A 14810-nucleotide genomic window follows, 5' to 3' on the forward strand; every position below is an offset into this window, starting at 1 on the left:
TGACTTTTCTGTTTATCTTTAAGTTAGAAAAAGGAACGATTAGATTATTTTTTTTGGGCTAGAATTCGGTCTAGGGCATTGGCAAAAGAAGCTTTCTCTTTGGCACCATAGGTTGCAGGCCCTCCAATGTTAGCGCCCCCCGAGCGCAGTTGCTCCATCATGTCCCGTATGCCCAGACGCTGTTTAATATCATTAGCAGTATACAAGTCTCCCCGCGGATTGAGTGCAAGTCCCTTCTTGGCAATAATGGCAGCAGCTAGAGGGATATCAGCAGTAATGACCAGGTCATTAGCAACTACTTGCTGCACGATATAATTGTCAGCAGCATCAAACCCTTTTTCAACGCGAACAGTGGTAATAAAGTGTGAGCGTGGAATTATTAAAAACGTATTAGCCACTAAAATTAAATGAGTTCTTGTTCTTTCTGCTGCTCGAAAAAGAATGTCTTTAACAGCGTTGGGGCACGCGTCGGCATCAACCCATATTTTCATTAACAATATTTAACCAAAATAACGTTTATAGATTTTTAGATAAGAACCGTCTGCTTCAATATCCAAAAGTAATTTATTAATTGTTTCAATTAACTCTTTATGCTTTTTATTAGCCATTATGCCATATCCTATACCAATAGGTATCTCATTGCCTACTAACTTAAATAGGTGACTATTGCTTACGACCCAATATTTTGCCGCCCCTCCATCTGCGATCACAATATCTATCTTGTCATCTGCCAGAGCTTGAAACACTTCAGCAAGCGTTGGGTATTCGATAATGACCACTTCATGATTAAATTTTTCCAGGACTATCGCTTTAAATAGGCTTCCCTCTACAGAACCTACCCGTTTATTGCGAATATCATCAATGCCGTGAATTTGAGAGTCAATCTTGGTAATAAATTGCCCTGTACTTTTCATATAGGGTAAAGAGAACAAGTAATTAATACGCCGTTGTTCTGTGATACTAATGGCACCAAGCCCCAAATCTATTTCATTGGCTAGAAGTTTCGTGAATATCTCAGCGAATGTTAAGGGTATATAATGACAATCAGTTTGCATACGCTTACAAAGTTCCATCATGATATCAATTTCAAAACCAAAAAAATGATTTTTCTGATCGGCCTCCATTTCAAAAGGAGGGTTATAGGGTAAGATGCCAATATTAAGTGTTTGCGCGTATAGAGGAGATAATAGAAGAACGGTGAGCAATAAAATAATTTTTCTCACATTGAAATCCTTTAATTTTTAGAAAAGATTACTTTACTTAGGTATGATTGCCAAGGTAGCTTTTGTAAAAGTCAGTATATTGGGAGGTGGTATGAGATTTGTTTTTTCTCTGGTGCTTGTTTTATTAATGAATACAGCAAATGCTGATGAAAATATGCCCGTATCTTGTAAACCTATAACCGTAGACGGTGAGTCAGTGATGCTTTCTGCGGAAAAACCAGTTTTAGTTATGATTCATAATCAATCTAAAACGGATTTATGGATCACTCATCCGGTTTCCGATCCCAGTGCCAGTGCGGGATGGAGCAGTCGTTTACAGGCTGGTAATTGGTCGGCCCTCGCTCTCGATAAAGAATCATTTGAATTGACTTGCATTGAATCAAAACCAGGTCATGAGCAGCAAGTTCCCTGTACCGGGGTTATTTCAGCCTGTCGATGGTCATCAATTACGATGCCCGCACAGACAACGGGTACTTTTTGGGCTGGTGAAGATATGAGCATATCTGCGTTAACTGCTCATTTAGGTAGTCGTGGTTTTGAATTACCAGCTTCGTCGCAATAAGTGATAAACTCAAATTAATTTCTATAAAAAAGTGGTGAATGTGAGTAAAAAATCGAAAGATCCTTTCTATAAAAGGGAAAAAGAAAAATACGCGATACCTATACCTAGTCGTGAATTGATTATGCAGGTACTGGAAGAATTTGGCCGCCCAATGTCGCGTAATCAATTAATCTCCAAACTTGAGGTAGAGGAGGCTAGTGAACAGGAGGCCCTGGGGTTCCGCTTAAAAGCCATGTTACGCGATGGTCAAATCATGCAGGATCGCCGCGGTCGTTTTTGTCTTTTGCGACGTATCAATTTGCAACGTGGTACCGTACAAGGTCATCCAGACGGTTTTGGTTTTTTCATCCCTGACGATGAAGGGCAGGATATGGTCTTGTCTGCAAAAGAGATGCAAACAGTGATGCATGGTGATTTGGTTCTCGCGTATCAAACCGGTGTTGATCGACGTGGACGTCCTGAAGGGAAAATTCATGAGGTTATTCAGCACGCAAATTCAACTGTTGTAGGGCGTTATTTTACCGAACACGGTGTGGGCTTTGTTATTCCTGATAATAAGCGGTTGACGCAAGATATTTCCATTCCACTGGAATTTGCTGCGAATGCTAAAAATGGACAAATGGTATTAGTGGAAGTGATTGCTTTTCCCAGTAAGCGTAATCAAGCGATTGGTAAAGTGATCCATATCCTTGGTGAGCATATGGCACCAGGTATGGAAATTGAAGTGGCTATTCATGCGCATGGCATTCCTGCTGAATGGCCTGATGATGTTATTGCAGAGGTCGCTAAAATTCCACAGCGGGTGAGTGAAGAGCAATTAAACGGACGTGCTGACTTAAGGGAATTAGCTTTTGTCACGATTGATGGCGAAGATGCCAAAGATTTCGATGATGCAGTCTATTGTTATGCCAAACCCAAAGGTGGTTATCAGCTTTATGTGGCAATTGCTGATGTCAGTCATTACGTAGAGCCAGGCTCTGCTTTGGATAAGGAAGCGGCAAGGCGTGGTAATTCAGTCTATTTTCCTGGCCAGGTCGTTCCCATGCTGCCAGAAGCGTTATCCAATGGTATTTGTTCTCTTAACCCCAAAGTGGATAGACTCTGCGTAGTTGCGGAAATGGCCATTTCCGCCGACGGGAAAATAACCCGTTCGCAATTTTATCGTGCTGTTTTTCATTCACAGGCTCGTCTTACTTACACGCAAGTAGCGCAATGGTTACAAGAAGGAAAGACGGATGAACAACATCAAGGGCTATGGCCGGCATTACAAGCATTAAACAACCTTTATAATGTTTTATTGCAGGCACGTAAAAACCGGGGGGCAATCGATTTTGAGACGACGGAAACACGCATTGAATTTGATGAAAATAGGAAAATACAACAAATTGTGCCAGTCATCCGTAATGATGCACATCGTCTGATTGAAGAGTGTATGTTGGCGGCTAACGTGGCTACGGCGCGTTTTCTGGAAAAAGCAGAAATCCCTACACTCTACCGTGTTCATTCATTGCCAGATGAAGAGAAGATTGCTGCGCTGAGATTATTTCTTGGTGAGCTTGGTTTACAGCTTGGTGGTGGTAAAAAACCTCATCCTAAAGATTTTCAAAAAACAATGGCTGCCATACAGAACAGGCCAGAGAAACATATTATTGAAACGGTCATGTTGCGCTCATTGAAACAAGCACAATATGTTGAAGAAAATGATGGTCATTTCGGTCTGGCTTATCCAGCATACACGCATTTTACTTCACCTATTAGGCGTTATCCGGATTTATTGATTCATCGTGCTATTACCCATCTGATTGATAATAATAGTGTGGAAGAATTTACTTATAGTGACGAAGACATGAGTCGTTTAGGTAAGCATTGTTCTTCTACTGAGCGGCGTGCTGATGAAGCAACAAGAGAGGTCGTTTCCTGGCTTAAATGCGAGTACATGCAAGATAAGTTGGGACAAATTTTTCAAGGGACCATTTCGGCTGTGACAGGATTTGGTATTTTTGTTGAGTTAGATGAGATCTACGTGGAAGGTTTGGTTCATGTGACGTCGTTACGAAATGACTATTATGCGTTTGATCCAGTAAAGCATCGCTTAATTGGAGAGCGCGGTGGGCAGGTGTACCGTTTAGGTGACAAAATGACGGTGTTAGTGGCACGCGTTGATTTAGACGAACGAAAAATCGATTTTGAGCCCGCAGAAACAGAGGCCGTAGATGACTGAGCATTATATTTATGGCGTACATGCGGTCACGGCTCTCCTTAGCAATCGCCCGAAAGCAACTAAAAAATTAATTATTAATCAGGAACGTATTGATAAGCGCCTGGAAGAAATACTTGATTCAGCGGTCAAATACCAAATTCCCGTAGAAAAATTATCAATCCAAAAAATGAACCAACGTTTTACGGATTTTGTTCATCAGGGGGTGGTAGCTATTGCGGCGAATTTACCTGATTATGGCGAGAACGATTTACCCGCCTTACTGGCAGCAAGTAAACAACCTTGCCTTTTATTAATTTTAGATGGGGTGACTGATCCACATAACTTGGGTGCCTGTTTGAGAACAGCAGATGCTACTGGAGTGGATTTTGTCATTATTCCAAAGGATAAGAGTGCAACGATTACTCCTGTTGTCAGCAAGGTTGCCTGTGGCGCAGCAGAGTCTGTTCCAGTCGTACGGGTCACCAATCTTGTTCGTGCCATGGAAACGATTAAACAGGCAGGGGTTTGGATCTATGGTGCGGCTGGCGAAGCAAGTGAGAGCCTTTATGCAACAGATTGTAAATCATCAATGGCAGTAGTAATGGGGGCGGAAGGCACCGGTATGCGTCGCTTGACTCGCGAACACTGTGATGGTTTATTTTCTTTACCCATGCTCGGGGCTGTAAGTAGTTTAAATGTATCCGTCGCAACAGGTGTTTGCTTGTATGAAGTAGTGCGCCAACGCAAACAGTGATAATAGATTGAATCAATCCTCTGCTTTCTTCAGTTTTGGCGATACATAGAAATTTGATGGCGTGCCGTCCTGAGGGTAATTGGTCTAATATAAATCAGCATTCTATAATAATGTTATGTAAAACTTGAGGTTGACTCATGCGCTCAGCGGAAAATTTTACTAATGCTGGAAAATTAAAAAAAATTAACTGGGCAGCTGAAAATACACCTGCGCATTGGCTAAGGGGCGAGCCGTTTTTAACCTATTTGGGTAATACCTACATTATAGTGACTGCCGACGTTGAACGTTTCACGATCAAGGCTGGATTATCACTTAAAGATAAAATTAAGGATGAACAGCTTAAGTTGGAATGGGCCCAACTGATTGATGAAGAGATTGCTCATGCCTATCAGCATACTTGTGTTACTAATGATCTAAAGCGTCATAAATACCCTATTAAATTTATGATGAAATACTCAAAAGGATTATTTTGGTTAATATCCAGGCTAAGTATTAAAAGTAAATTGGCTTTTGTTTTAGCGATGGAATTTTATGCACATGAATTAGCTACTTCTGCGTTGGAGAACAATCTTTTTCCAGTCGATGAATTGGCAATCTATGATTTTTTAAGATGGCATGCATTAGAGGAAATGACTCATTCCAGTGTTTGCTTCAGAGTATATAAATATTTCGGTGGCGGTTATATTCGACGTGTAACCATCCTGCTTTTTTTTACTTTTTATGCTTCGTTTACAACCCACTTTTTTTTGCCGCTATTTTTCTTTGCTGATCTTGCTCAAAAGCGTAAAGTTAAGTTTAAAAATTTTAATATGGCTTATAGGTTTATGTATGGACGCAAAGGTGCGTTATGGGGAAGACTAAAAACTTATTTAGCTTTCTTTAATCCACGATTTAATCCCTGTGGCACTAAAGAGTTAAGTCTAAAAAAAGAAGGAACTAAGGATAATGTCTAAAGGATCGCTGCCCTATTTTGATTTTCTTATTTCGGAATTGGCGCAAAGAGAACCGTCAATTGAAAAGAGTTTTGGTAAGCATGTGCATTGGGGCTATTGGCCTGATCCATCGCAAGCGCAGTGTAATGATGATGATTATTATTTGGCAGCTCAAAATTTAACAAAGAAAATCTGCGCGATTGCTGGTATCAAAAATGATCAAGCCATCCTGGATGTAGGTTGCGGTTTTGGTGGCACCATTTCCGAGTTGAATAGTGATCATTCGGGTATGGTCTTAACGGGATTAAATATAGATAATCGGCAACTTGCCCGTGCTAAAAAACTGGTAAAGGCATCGGGTAATAATAGCGTTAACTTCATAGAGGGAAATGCTTGTACCCTCCCTTTTAAAGATAGTGAGTTTGATAACATACTGGCTATTGAATGTATTTTTCATTTCCCTTGTAGAAAAACGTTCTTTCAAGAGGCTAATCGCGTACTGAAACCTGGGGGTAGCATCACTTTATCAGATTTCATACCGCATCTATTGTTCCTTCCTAACTGCTGGGCAATGAATTTACCTTTCATTAGAAAATTTAATTTTTTTGGATCGTGCAATCTTAACTATACCCTTAATAGCTATAGACGCCTGGCATCCGCGCATGGTCTTAAGATGGAGGTTTGTGATATAACAAAAAACATATCGCCAACCTACCAGTATTTACGCAACCTGACTAAATCTGTCCGTTTAGAGGAGCCTTATAAAAGCCTGGTAGGTAGTTTTACGTTGGGTATGCGATTTTTATCGTGGACGCACCTATTAAGTTATAAAATACTTTCTTTTAAAAAACCTAATTAACATCAGGAGGATAATCAGTATTATTATCCTTTTCTTTTCTGATATTAATTCATAGCCTTCATAGAAAGTGACCGCCTTTCAATATCCATGACCCTGCTCGGCGCGAATTTGAATGGCGGTGATAAGCTTACTGTCCGACAAATTGCCTGATAGTCCTTGTTAATCGCAGGACAAGTTCATCAATTTCTTTTTCGTTAATGATAAGAGGAGGTAATAGCCGGATCACGGTATCAGCAGTTACATTGAAAAGTACCCCATTCGCAAGACCAATCGTTCGTGCGTCAGTAGCGGGTCTATCAAGTTCGATTCCTAACATGTAGCCTTTGCCACGGATTCCACGCACATTGGGATGCTCGCCTAACTCTAGCATTAATTTCTCTTTAAGCAGGGCAGAGTGATGAGTCACTACATCGCAGAGTTTGTCACGTTCTATAACATTTAAAACAGTCAATGCAGTAGCGCAAGCAAGCGGATTGCCGCCAAAAGTTGATCCATGATTACCTGGTTTAAACAGGTCGCTGGCTTTCTTATTCATCAGGCAGGCACTAATAGGGATACCATTGCCTAACCCTTTGGCAGTAGTAATGATATCCGGTTGAATATTGGCATGCATGTAAGCAAAAAATTTACCTGTACGGGCATTACCGGTTTGGATTTCATCAAGGATAAGAAGCCAGTCATGCTCCTTGCAGAGTTGCGATACCGCGCGTAAATAAGAATCCTCTGCTGCATAAATCCCGCCTTCCCCTTGGATGGGCTCAAGCATGATTGCGACTACATCATCACGGTTTGCCGCAATGGTGCGTATAGCATCAATATCATTGAAGGGGGCGCGGATAAAACCAGGAACTAGTGGTTCAAAGCCAGCCTGCACTTTACGGCTCCCTGAGGCGGTTAGCGTCGCCATGGTACGCCCGTGAAAGGCGCGCTCCATAACAATAATGGAGGGTGTTTCAATCCCTTTTTTGTGGCCATAGAGGCGAGAAAGTTTGATGGCTGCTTCATTGGCCTCTGCCCCCGAATTAGCAATAAAGATTTGCTCCATTGCACATAGGCTAACTAATTTTTCAGCCAGTAATTCCTGCTCTTTAATATGAAAGGTATTCGAGGTATGCAGTAATTTTGCTGCTTGCTGTTGAATGGTACGGGTTACATCTGGGTGAGCATGCCCCAACCCGCAAACCGCGATACCGCTTAATCCATCTAAATAGGCTTTGCCTGCGTCGTCGTACAACCATACCCCTTCACCATGAGTAAAGGTTACCGGCAAAGGGTTGTAACTGGTAATTAATGCCATCAAAAACTCCTTTATTAGGCTTCTTTCGAAACGCTACTGCATTGGCGCATTAGGTCGTCGATACGGTGCTCGAATTCCTGGGTATTAACAGGGATGCCCGATCATCCAAAACACTGATCGAGCAATCCTAGCGTGTTACTTAACGCATGTTACTCTCAACAAAATCCCAATTTACCAGGGACCAAAACGCCTTGATATAATCCGGGCGTACATTGCGGTAATCAATGTAATAAGCGTGTTCCCACACATCACAGGTTAACAAGGCCTGCTGTCCTGCAGTCATCGGAGTACCGGCATTACTCGTGCTGGTAATTTTTAAGTGACCATCTTTTTCTTGTACGAGCCAAGCCCAGCCAGAACCGAAAGTTGTTGCCGCAGTTTGGGTAAATTGTTCCTGGAAGGCTGCGAATGAGCCAAAATCTTTTTTAATTGCATCAGCCAGTTTTCCAGTTGGTTCACCCCCACCATTAGGACTTAAACAATGCCAGTAGAAAGTATGATTCCAGACTTGAGCCGCATTATTAAATATGCCGCCAGAGGATTTTTTGATAATCTCTTCCAGGCTTAAGTTTTCGTACTCGGTACCAGGAATAAGTTTATTGAGATTAGTAACATAGGCATTATGATGTTTACCGTAGTGGTATTCCAAGGTTTCCTGCGAAATATGAGGTTCTAGTGCATTCATTGCATAAGGTAATTGTGGTAAGGTAAAAGCCATTTGGAAACTCCCTATATTGATTGAGTGCTTAAGTTTAGCAGGATGGTAGACATATTCAATGTTGATAACTCAAGGGATTGTCCTCCTTATCCCAGTGGCTTTAGTTGCTGATTGGTCTTATTTTTGCCATAATTAAAGCTGTTTTTTTATATTTTTTAAATAGGTGTCTAAGTGGATACAATTGATAAGATTAAACAACAGATTAGCGAGAACGCTATACTATTATACATGAAAGGCACCCCTAAAATGCCTCAATGCGGATTTTCAGCGCGTGCTGTACAATGCATCGATGCTTGTGGTGTCGATTTCGCTTATGTTGACGTGCTAGCCAATCCAGATATTCGCCAAACCTTACCTCAATATGCTGATTGGCCTACATTTCCGCAATTGTACGTGAAAGGTGAGTTAATAGGTGGTTCAGACATTATTTTAGAGCTTTATCAGCAAGGTGAGCTTGAGTCATTATTACGAGATGCGGTTGCCCTTTAAAGTTGGTTATTGATATGCGTATCTGGTGATGCGCACCATTAAGGAGAATATAGATGAGCGTTTTGGTTGGACGTAAAGCCCCTGATTTCACAGTTCCTGCTGTGCTAGGCAATGGCGAAATAACAGATAAATACAATTTGCACGAAGCATTGAAAGGAAAATATGGTGTGGTGTTTTTCTATCCACTCGATTTCACTTTTGTTTGCCCCTCAGAATTAATTGCTCTTAATCATCGTATGGACGAGTTCAAGAAGCGTGGTGTTGAAGTGGTGGCCGTATCTATTGATTCGCAATTCACACACAATGCTTATCGCAATACAGCGGTGAAAGAAGGTGGTATAGGTCCCGTACAATTTACCATGGCGGCAGATATGACTCATACGATTTGCCAATCTTATGGGGTTGAACACCCGATTGCCGGTGTTGCTTTTCGCGGTGCATTTATTATCGATAAAAATGGTATGGTGCGTTCACAAATTGTGAATGATTTACCTATTGGCCGTAATATCGATGAATTGATACGCATCATTGATGCCGTACAATTTTTTGAAGAGCATGGTGAAGTTTGCCCTGCTGGTTGGCAAAAAGGCCAGGCAGGAATGAAAGCCTCTCCTAAAGGAGTGGCTGAGTACCTCGCTGCCCATTCTGACAATCTTTAATCCTATTGCACATGCCAGTTTAAGAACTGGTATGTGCATCACGCCATGTGTTCAACATAGTACAAAATAATTCTGCTGTTTTCTCGGCATCGTAAATTGCTGAATGAGCTTCATTGCTGTCGAAAGCGATTCCTGCTGCTTGAGCCGCTTTTGCCAATACAGTTTCACCATAGATAAATCCGGCCAGTGTCGCAGTATCAAAACAAGTAAATGAATGAAATGGCGATTTTATTTCTGTTCGTTTGGCGGCTTCTTTTATAAATAGTAAATCGAACCAGGCATTATGGCCAACGAGGACAGCACGCTGGCATTTGCTCTTTTTTAAAGCTTGATTAATAGGAGCAAACAATGTTTGTAAAGCCTGTTTTTCATCAACGGCAAAGCGTAAGGGTTGGAAAGGATCAACTTGAATAAACTCGAGTGATTTGGCATCCAGTTCGGCACCTTCAAAAGGTAAAATATGCTCAAAATAGGTGGCCGTTGGTATAAAGCAACCCTGCTCATCAAGATCGATTAATACGACACACATTTCTAATAAAGCATTTTTATAAGGATCGATGCCAGCGGTTTCTACATCAACAACAACAGGCAGAAAACCACGAAATCTACTCTTTAATTGTGTTCTTAGGGCAACATCACGTGGGCTCATACGGACTCCATTGTAATGTTTCACCAGCAGCAACGGGGACCACCGAGTCCTGTCCGAGAGGTAATGTATCCGGTATGTGTTGAACCTCTTTTCTTAGTATAAGCTGAGTTTGATTAATCGGCAGATGATAAAATTCAGCACCAAAGCGCCCCATAAAGGCATCGAGTTTTGCAAGTCGATTTAATTCATCAAAAACCTGGGCATACATAGCGACAGCAAAGGGGGCGGAATAAATGCCAGCACAGCCACAAGCATTCTCTTTGTTGATTTTAGCATGGGGTGCGCTATCGGTACCGGCAAAAAATTTTTTATTACCGCTTATGGCCGCTTGTTGCAAAGCACGTTGGTCGCTTTCGCGTTTTAAGATAGGTAAACAATAATAGTGGGGTCGGATACCGCCGGCCAACAATTGATTACGATTATATAATAAATGATGGGGGGTTATGGTTGCTGCGACGGTTTCAGGTGCCTGTTTAACAAATTCTACCGCCTCTTGGGTAGAAATATGTTCCAGCACTACACGCAGTTTAGGAAAATTTTTAATGAGGGGGCTAAGGCAACTGGTAATAAATTCAGCTTCACGCTGAAAAATATCACCTTGAGTCACTTCACCATGAATTTGCAAGACCAGATCCTGCTGTTGCATGACTTCTAATAAAGGATAAATCGCCTGAAGCGAGCGTGCCCCTTCCTCAGAATTAGTAGTGGCGCCAGCAGGATATAGCTTGGCTCCCAAAATATAAGGCTGCTGTTTAGCTTGTGCCAAATCGTCGGGGAGTACTTGCTCATTTAAATATAAAGTCATAAAGGGGGTAAAATTTTGTTTGCCCAATGCCGCCATGATGCGTTCACGGTAGGCTAACACAGCAGTAACTGAGGTCAGGGCGGGTTTCAGATTAGGCATGACCAGTGCACGGGAAAAATGTTGTGCTGTTGCCGGTGCAGTATGCTGCAGGAGCAGGTCATCGCGAAAATGGACGTGCCAATCATCCGGGCGAGTAATCGTTAAAGTTTGCAAAGTAAAGGTTCCTCTAAAAATGCCGATACGAAAGCATATCATGGTTTAGTGGACTGGATGAGCAAAAAATGGCATTTAAGCGCTTCATCACATCAGGAGTTTTAGGAAGTATTTTCCTTTACTGTTGGCCCATTAATGGCTGCCTGGCTGGTATCAGTGTCCACTATGAGAGTCCTATGGGCGATGAAAACTGGCGAATGAGTGGCAATCGTTTACGGTGTGGATTGTCTCTTACTGTCCCCAATTATGGTATTGCCTACTTTGAACAGTACGCTGCAAAGCCAAGTCACTTTATTCTAAGTAAATGGCAACAAGTGGAACGACGATTACCGGCTGTAGTATTTGCTGCCCCTCCGGTTTGGAAACCAGGAGGCAATTCTTATCTCATTGCAAAAACGTCAGTAAATCCTGGTGAATATGGTCTTTATCTCCCACGCGATCCAGCGATCAAATTATTAACTTATTTGGCACAAGGATACCAAACACGATTTCAATATCAGTCAGAACAAGGCTTTGCAGTGACTGTTTCGTTGTCGCCAGCAAACTTCCAAAAAGTGTATGCAAAATATCAGCGTTGTTTGGGGAATCTTCTACCCTTTGATTATGCCAGTGTGCGGGAAAGTATATTACTCTTTAATACGGACAGTGATGAGTTAAGTGATGCGGCAAAACAACAATTAAAGAAAGTTGCTGAATATTGTCGCGCTGACCCTTTGGTTAAACGAGTGAAAGTTGCAGGCTATACAGATGACACCGGTAGAAAATCGTATAATAACGCTGTGTCAGAAGGACGGGCTAAATCAGTAGCAAATTACCTGTTAAGCCTTGGTGTGCAGCAGAGCCGTTTATCAGTTACCTGGTATGGCGTGCAAAATCCGGTAGCTCCAAATGACACTGAAGAAGGAAAAGCTGCAAACCGTAGAGTGGTCATAAAGATATACAAATAAATCAAGCTAACAGCCTCCCTATCCTCAGAAAAAATCATTGCGCTGAATACACTTTATCTGATAGAGTCAACTAACCTTAGCCAACCTATTGATTCAAGATATTTAATGTTCTCTATAAAACTATTTTTTATGATGAATATTAAAATTTGGTTTGCTAGACGAAAGGCTTTTTTTCTTTATTGTCACGCATAATTAATTTGCTACTTGAAATAAGTGATAGTGAATTAATTAGTGTGGTCATAAAAGAGTCATTGCCGTGTTGTAAAGCAAATTATTTATCGAATTAATAGCGAAATTTTGTAGAAATAGTGTTGACTTTGATAAAGTAGCGCTTGATAATTTGTCCATGTACGTTCTCGGATAGAGCGATGATTGCGTACTGTAGTCAACACCAAGTTGTGGTTTGACGGCTAAACGGGAAATTAATAATAAAAAAGTGGAGATGAAGCATGTTAAATTTGAAGAAAACAGCGGTAGCTGTTCTTGCTTTAGGTAGCAGTGCAGTATTTGCTGGAACCATGGGTCCAGTTTGTACCCCTGGTAACGTCACCGTTCCTTGCGAAAGAACTGCATGGGATTTCGGTGCATATGCCCTGTACCTTGAGCCCGTCTATGATGCTGACTTCGGTTACCGTCGTCTGAATCCTTCTGTTGTTGACGGCGTTTCAACTCGTTTTGGTGATTTAGATCCTGATTGGGGATGGGGCTTCAAGATTGAAGGTTCTTACCACTTCAGCACTGGTAACGATTTGAACGTTAACTGGTACCATTGGGAACATGAAACTACTCACACTTATGCTGGTGCCTTCTCATTTGGTGGTGCTAACTTCGGTCCTTTCAGTGTTTACAACCGTTTCGAGCCTAAGTGGGATGCTGTTAACATTGAGTTCGGTCAACACGTAGATTTCGGTGAGTTCAAAAACATCCGTTTCCACGGCGGTTTCCAATACGCTCGTATCGAAACTGACTACAGAGATGCTGTTACAGGCGTTTTCTTGAACTCAACTAACCACAGATACAACGGCTTCGGTCCTCGTGTTGGTATGGACATGTCTTATGACTTAGGTAATGGTTTCGCTATCTATGGTAACGGTGCAACTGCTATCCTGGTTGGTGACAGCAAGTTCAACAGCAACGTTGCTGTATTCCCAGCTTCTTTCAGCTTCTCTGGTTCTAAGACAGCTATTGTCCCTGAATTAGAAGCTAAAGTAGGTGCTAAATACACTTATGCTATGGCACAAGGTGATTTAACCCTGGATGCTGGTTGGATGTGGGTTAACTACTTCAACGCTAACCACTTCGTAAATGCAACTGACGTTAGAGAAAGTGACTTCGCTGTACACGGTCCTTATGTTGGTTTGAAGTGGGTTGGTAACGTGTAATTTGTCAACCGACAATGTTTTATTAAAGCCCATCACTTGTTGATGGGCTTTTTTTTGAGATAAATGGAGTGATCATGCTGAAAAAAACAACCATAGCTATTCTTGGCTTGGCAGTCAGTAGTGTTGCCACGGCGGGAATGTATTCAACTCCTCCAGCGCCTTCTTGCGCTCCTGGGGATGTCACCGTTCCTTGTGCAGCAAGTCAATGGGATATTGGCGTGCAAGCTCTTTATTTAAAGCCAATTTATGATGCTGACAAAGGTTATGATTATAACAGCACAACAACCACGAATGGCGTTAAGGAATGGGATGGTGATTGGGGTTGGGGCTATCGTTTGGAAGGTTCCTATCACTTCAATACTGGAAATGATATTACTATGACTTGGATGCACTATGACGTGGATACAAGGAATAGTGGTTATTTTGGAGTAACACCTTTTTCTGCCACGAATGTTCCTTATAATTTGTTTCTTGACAACAAATTCGATCAAGTGAACTTGGTCCTGGGGCAACATACCGATATGGGGCTGTTAAAAAATGCCCGCTTTTACGGTGGCTTACAGTACGCAGACATTCGAATTCATGCTGTAAATAACTATACAGCAACACCTGCGGCAATTGCTGCGCTTGCTCCTGCTGGTTTCCGCCAAACCCGTGATTCCGAGTTTAACGGTGTGGGTCCTGTTGTTGGTGTTGATTATGCCTATGACTTGAATTCAAGTTTTAGTATAACTGCCAATGCAGCTACCTCTATTCTGTATGGTTCAAGTCGTTATACTACTGGCTTTGTTTTAGCTCCAAGCGGTTTGGTGCGTAATGATGTCTATGCAAGTAAGAAATCGATTGTTCCAAGTCTTGAGGCCAAAGTAGGTGTTAACTATGCCTATGAATTGGCGCAAGGTGTGCTCAATCTTGAAGGTGGTTACCAGGTTGTTAATTATTTTAATGCCTTAGCAACTAGAAAATTTACGGTTAACGGAGTTGTTCCTGGCACTATCCGCATTCCAACAAACAGCGATTTTGGTCTTTTTGGTCCCTACTTCGGTTTGAAATGGGTTGGTAATGCCTAAAATTGATAGTTAATACTCCTTCCGAGGCCCATGAAAATGGGCTTTTTTTTT

Annotated in this window: 16 protein-coding genes; 10 read left to right on the forward strand and 6 right to left on the reverse strand. The window is 41.8% G+C overall.

The features are described 5' to 3' along the window. Positions 1-44 precede the first annotated feature (44 nt). Together ACN4Z1_RS01875 and ACN4Z1_RS01880 are read right to left on the reverse strand one after the other, a co-directional pair. Positions 45-491, reverse strand: coding sequence for a YaiI/YqxD family protein (locus ACN4Z1_RS01875; RefSeq protein ID WP_228363484.1), 447 nt, complete (start codon positions 489-491; stop codon positions 45-47). Positions 492-500: 9 nt separating this feature from the next. Continuing rightward, complete coding sequence (locus ACN4Z1_RS01880; RefSeq protein WP_228363483.1) at positions 501-1223, reverse strand: transporter substrate-binding domain-containing protein; 723 nt, start codon at positions 1221-1223, stop codon at positions 501-503. Between the two features lie 91 nt (positions 1224-1314). On the opposite strand from ACN4Z1_RS01880, the gene ACN4Z1_RS01885 reads away from it, so the two are divergent. The 5 genes from ACN4Z1_RS01885 to ACN4Z1_RS01905 all read left to right on the forward strand — a co-directional run bounded on the left by ACN4Z1_RS01885 (position 1315) and on the right by ACN4Z1_RS01905 (position 6530). Then, positions 1315-1785, forward strand: coding sequence for a hypothetical protein (locus tag ACN4Z1_RS01885; RefSeq protein WP_115222793.1), 471 nt, complete (start codon positions 1315-1317; stop codon positions 1783-1785). 40 nt (positions 1786-1825) lie between these two features. Further along, positions 1826-4006: a ribonuclease R gene (gene rnr, locus ACN4Z1_RS01890; RefSeq protein WP_228363482.1), complete on the forward strand. Its 2181-nt coding sequence runs from the start codon at positions 1826-1828 to the stop codon at positions 4004-4006. Continuing rightward, entirely contained in the window at positions 3999-4739 is a 741-nt protein-coding gene (rlmB, locus tag ACN4Z1_RS01895) for a 23S rRNA (guanosine(2251)-2'-O)-methyltransferase RlmB (RefSeq protein WP_115222543.1), read from the forward strand. Before rnr ends, rlmB begins: the two co-directional genes overlap by 8 nt. A 137-nt stretch (positions 4740-4876) precedes the next feature. Continuing rightward, positions 4877-5692 (forward strand): metal-dependent hydrolase, encoded by an 816-nt coding sequence (locus ACN4Z1_RS01900; RefSeq protein ID WP_115222542.1) that lies wholly within the window; start codon positions 4877-4879, stop codon positions 5690-5692. Beyond that, entirely contained in the window at positions 5685-6530 is an 846-nt protein-coding gene (locus ACN4Z1_RS01905; RefSeq protein ID WP_228363481.1) for a class I SAM-dependent methyltransferase, read from the forward strand. The genes ACN4Z1_RS01900 and ACN4Z1_RS01905 overlap by 8 nt, the downstream gene beginning before the upstream one ends. A 127-nt stretch (positions 6531-6657) precedes the next feature. Here ACN4Z1_RS01905 and ACN4Z1_RS01910 read toward each other — a convergent pair whose 3' ends face one another. Continuing rightward, complete coding sequence (locus ACN4Z1_RS01910) at positions 6658-7827, reverse strand: aspartate aminotransferase family protein (RefSeq protein WP_228363480.1); 1170 nt, start codon at positions 7825-7827, stop codon at positions 6658-6660. Between the two features lie 139 nt (positions 7828-7966). Then, positions 7967-8545, reverse strand: coding sequence for a superoxide dismutase [Fe] (sodB, locus tag ACN4Z1_RS01915; RefSeq protein WP_115222539.1), 579 nt, complete (start codon positions 8543-8545; stop codon positions 7967-7969). A gap of 171 nt (positions 8546-8716) precedes the next feature. Here sodB and grxD point away from each other — a divergent pair, with 171 nt between their 5' ends. Together grxD and ACN4Z1_RS01925 are read left to right on the forward strand one after the other, a co-directional pair. After that, on the forward strand, positions 8717-9034 hold the full coding sequence (grxD, locus tag ACN4Z1_RS01920; RefSeq protein WP_058445881.1) for a Grx4 family monothiol glutaredoxin: 318 nt from the start codon (positions 8717-8719) through the stop codon (positions 9032-9034). 53 nt (positions 9035-9087) lie between these two features. Next, entirely contained in the window at positions 9088-9693 is a 606-nt protein-coding gene (locus ACN4Z1_RS01925) for a peroxiredoxin (protein WP_115222538.1), read from the forward strand. Between the two features lie 19 nt (positions 9694-9712). On the opposite strand, the gene rnt is transcribed toward ACN4Z1_RS01925, so the two are convergent. Together rnt and pyrC are read right to left on the reverse strand one after the other, a co-directional pair. Then, on the reverse strand, positions 9713-10342 hold the full coding sequence (rnt, locus tag ACN4Z1_RS01930) for a ribonuclease T (RefSeq protein ID WP_115222537.1): 630 nt from the start codon (positions 10340-10342) through the stop codon (positions 9713-9715). After that, positions 10329-11360: a dihydroorotase gene (gene pyrC / locus ACN4Z1_RS01935; protein WP_228363479.1), complete on the reverse strand. Its 1032-nt coding sequence runs from the start codon at positions 11358-11360 to the stop codon at positions 10329-10331. Before pyrC ends, rnt begins: the two co-directional genes overlap by 14 nt. Before the next feature lie 68 nt (positions 11361-11428). Here pyrC and ACN4Z1_RS01940 point away from each other — a divergent pair, with 68 nt between their 5' ends. The 3 genes from ACN4Z1_RS01940 (at position 11429) to ACN4Z1_RS01950 (ending at position 14759) form a co-directional block, all read left to right on the forward strand. Next, complete coding sequence (locus tag ACN4Z1_RS01940; protein ID WP_115222535.1) at positions 11429-12307, forward strand: flagellar protein MotY; 879 nt, start codon at positions 11429-11431, stop codon at positions 12305-12307. A 449-nt stretch (positions 12308-12756) separates the two neighbouring features. Then, the gene (locus ACN4Z1_RS01945; protein WP_228363478.1) at positions 12757-13689 is read left to right on the forward strand and encodes an Lpg1974 family pore-forming outer membrane protein; all 933 of its coding nucleotides are present in this window, start codon (positions 12757-12759) and stop codon (positions 13687-13689) included. Positions 13690-13763: 74 nt separating this feature from the next. Next, positions 13764-14759 (forward strand): Lpg1974 family pore-forming outer membrane protein, encoded by a 996-nt coding sequence (locus ACN4Z1_RS01950; protein ID WP_228363477.1) that lies wholly within the window; start codon positions 13764-13766, stop codon positions 14757-14759. The last annotated feature ends 51 nt before the right edge of the window (positions 14760-14810 follow it).

It is taken from the genome of Legionella sp. ST3F1, from assembly GCF_048553315.1.
In the GTDB taxonomy this organism is placed as follows: Bacteria; Pseudomonadota; Gammaproteobacteria; order Legionellales; family Legionellaceae; genus Tatlockia; species Tatlockia donaldsonii.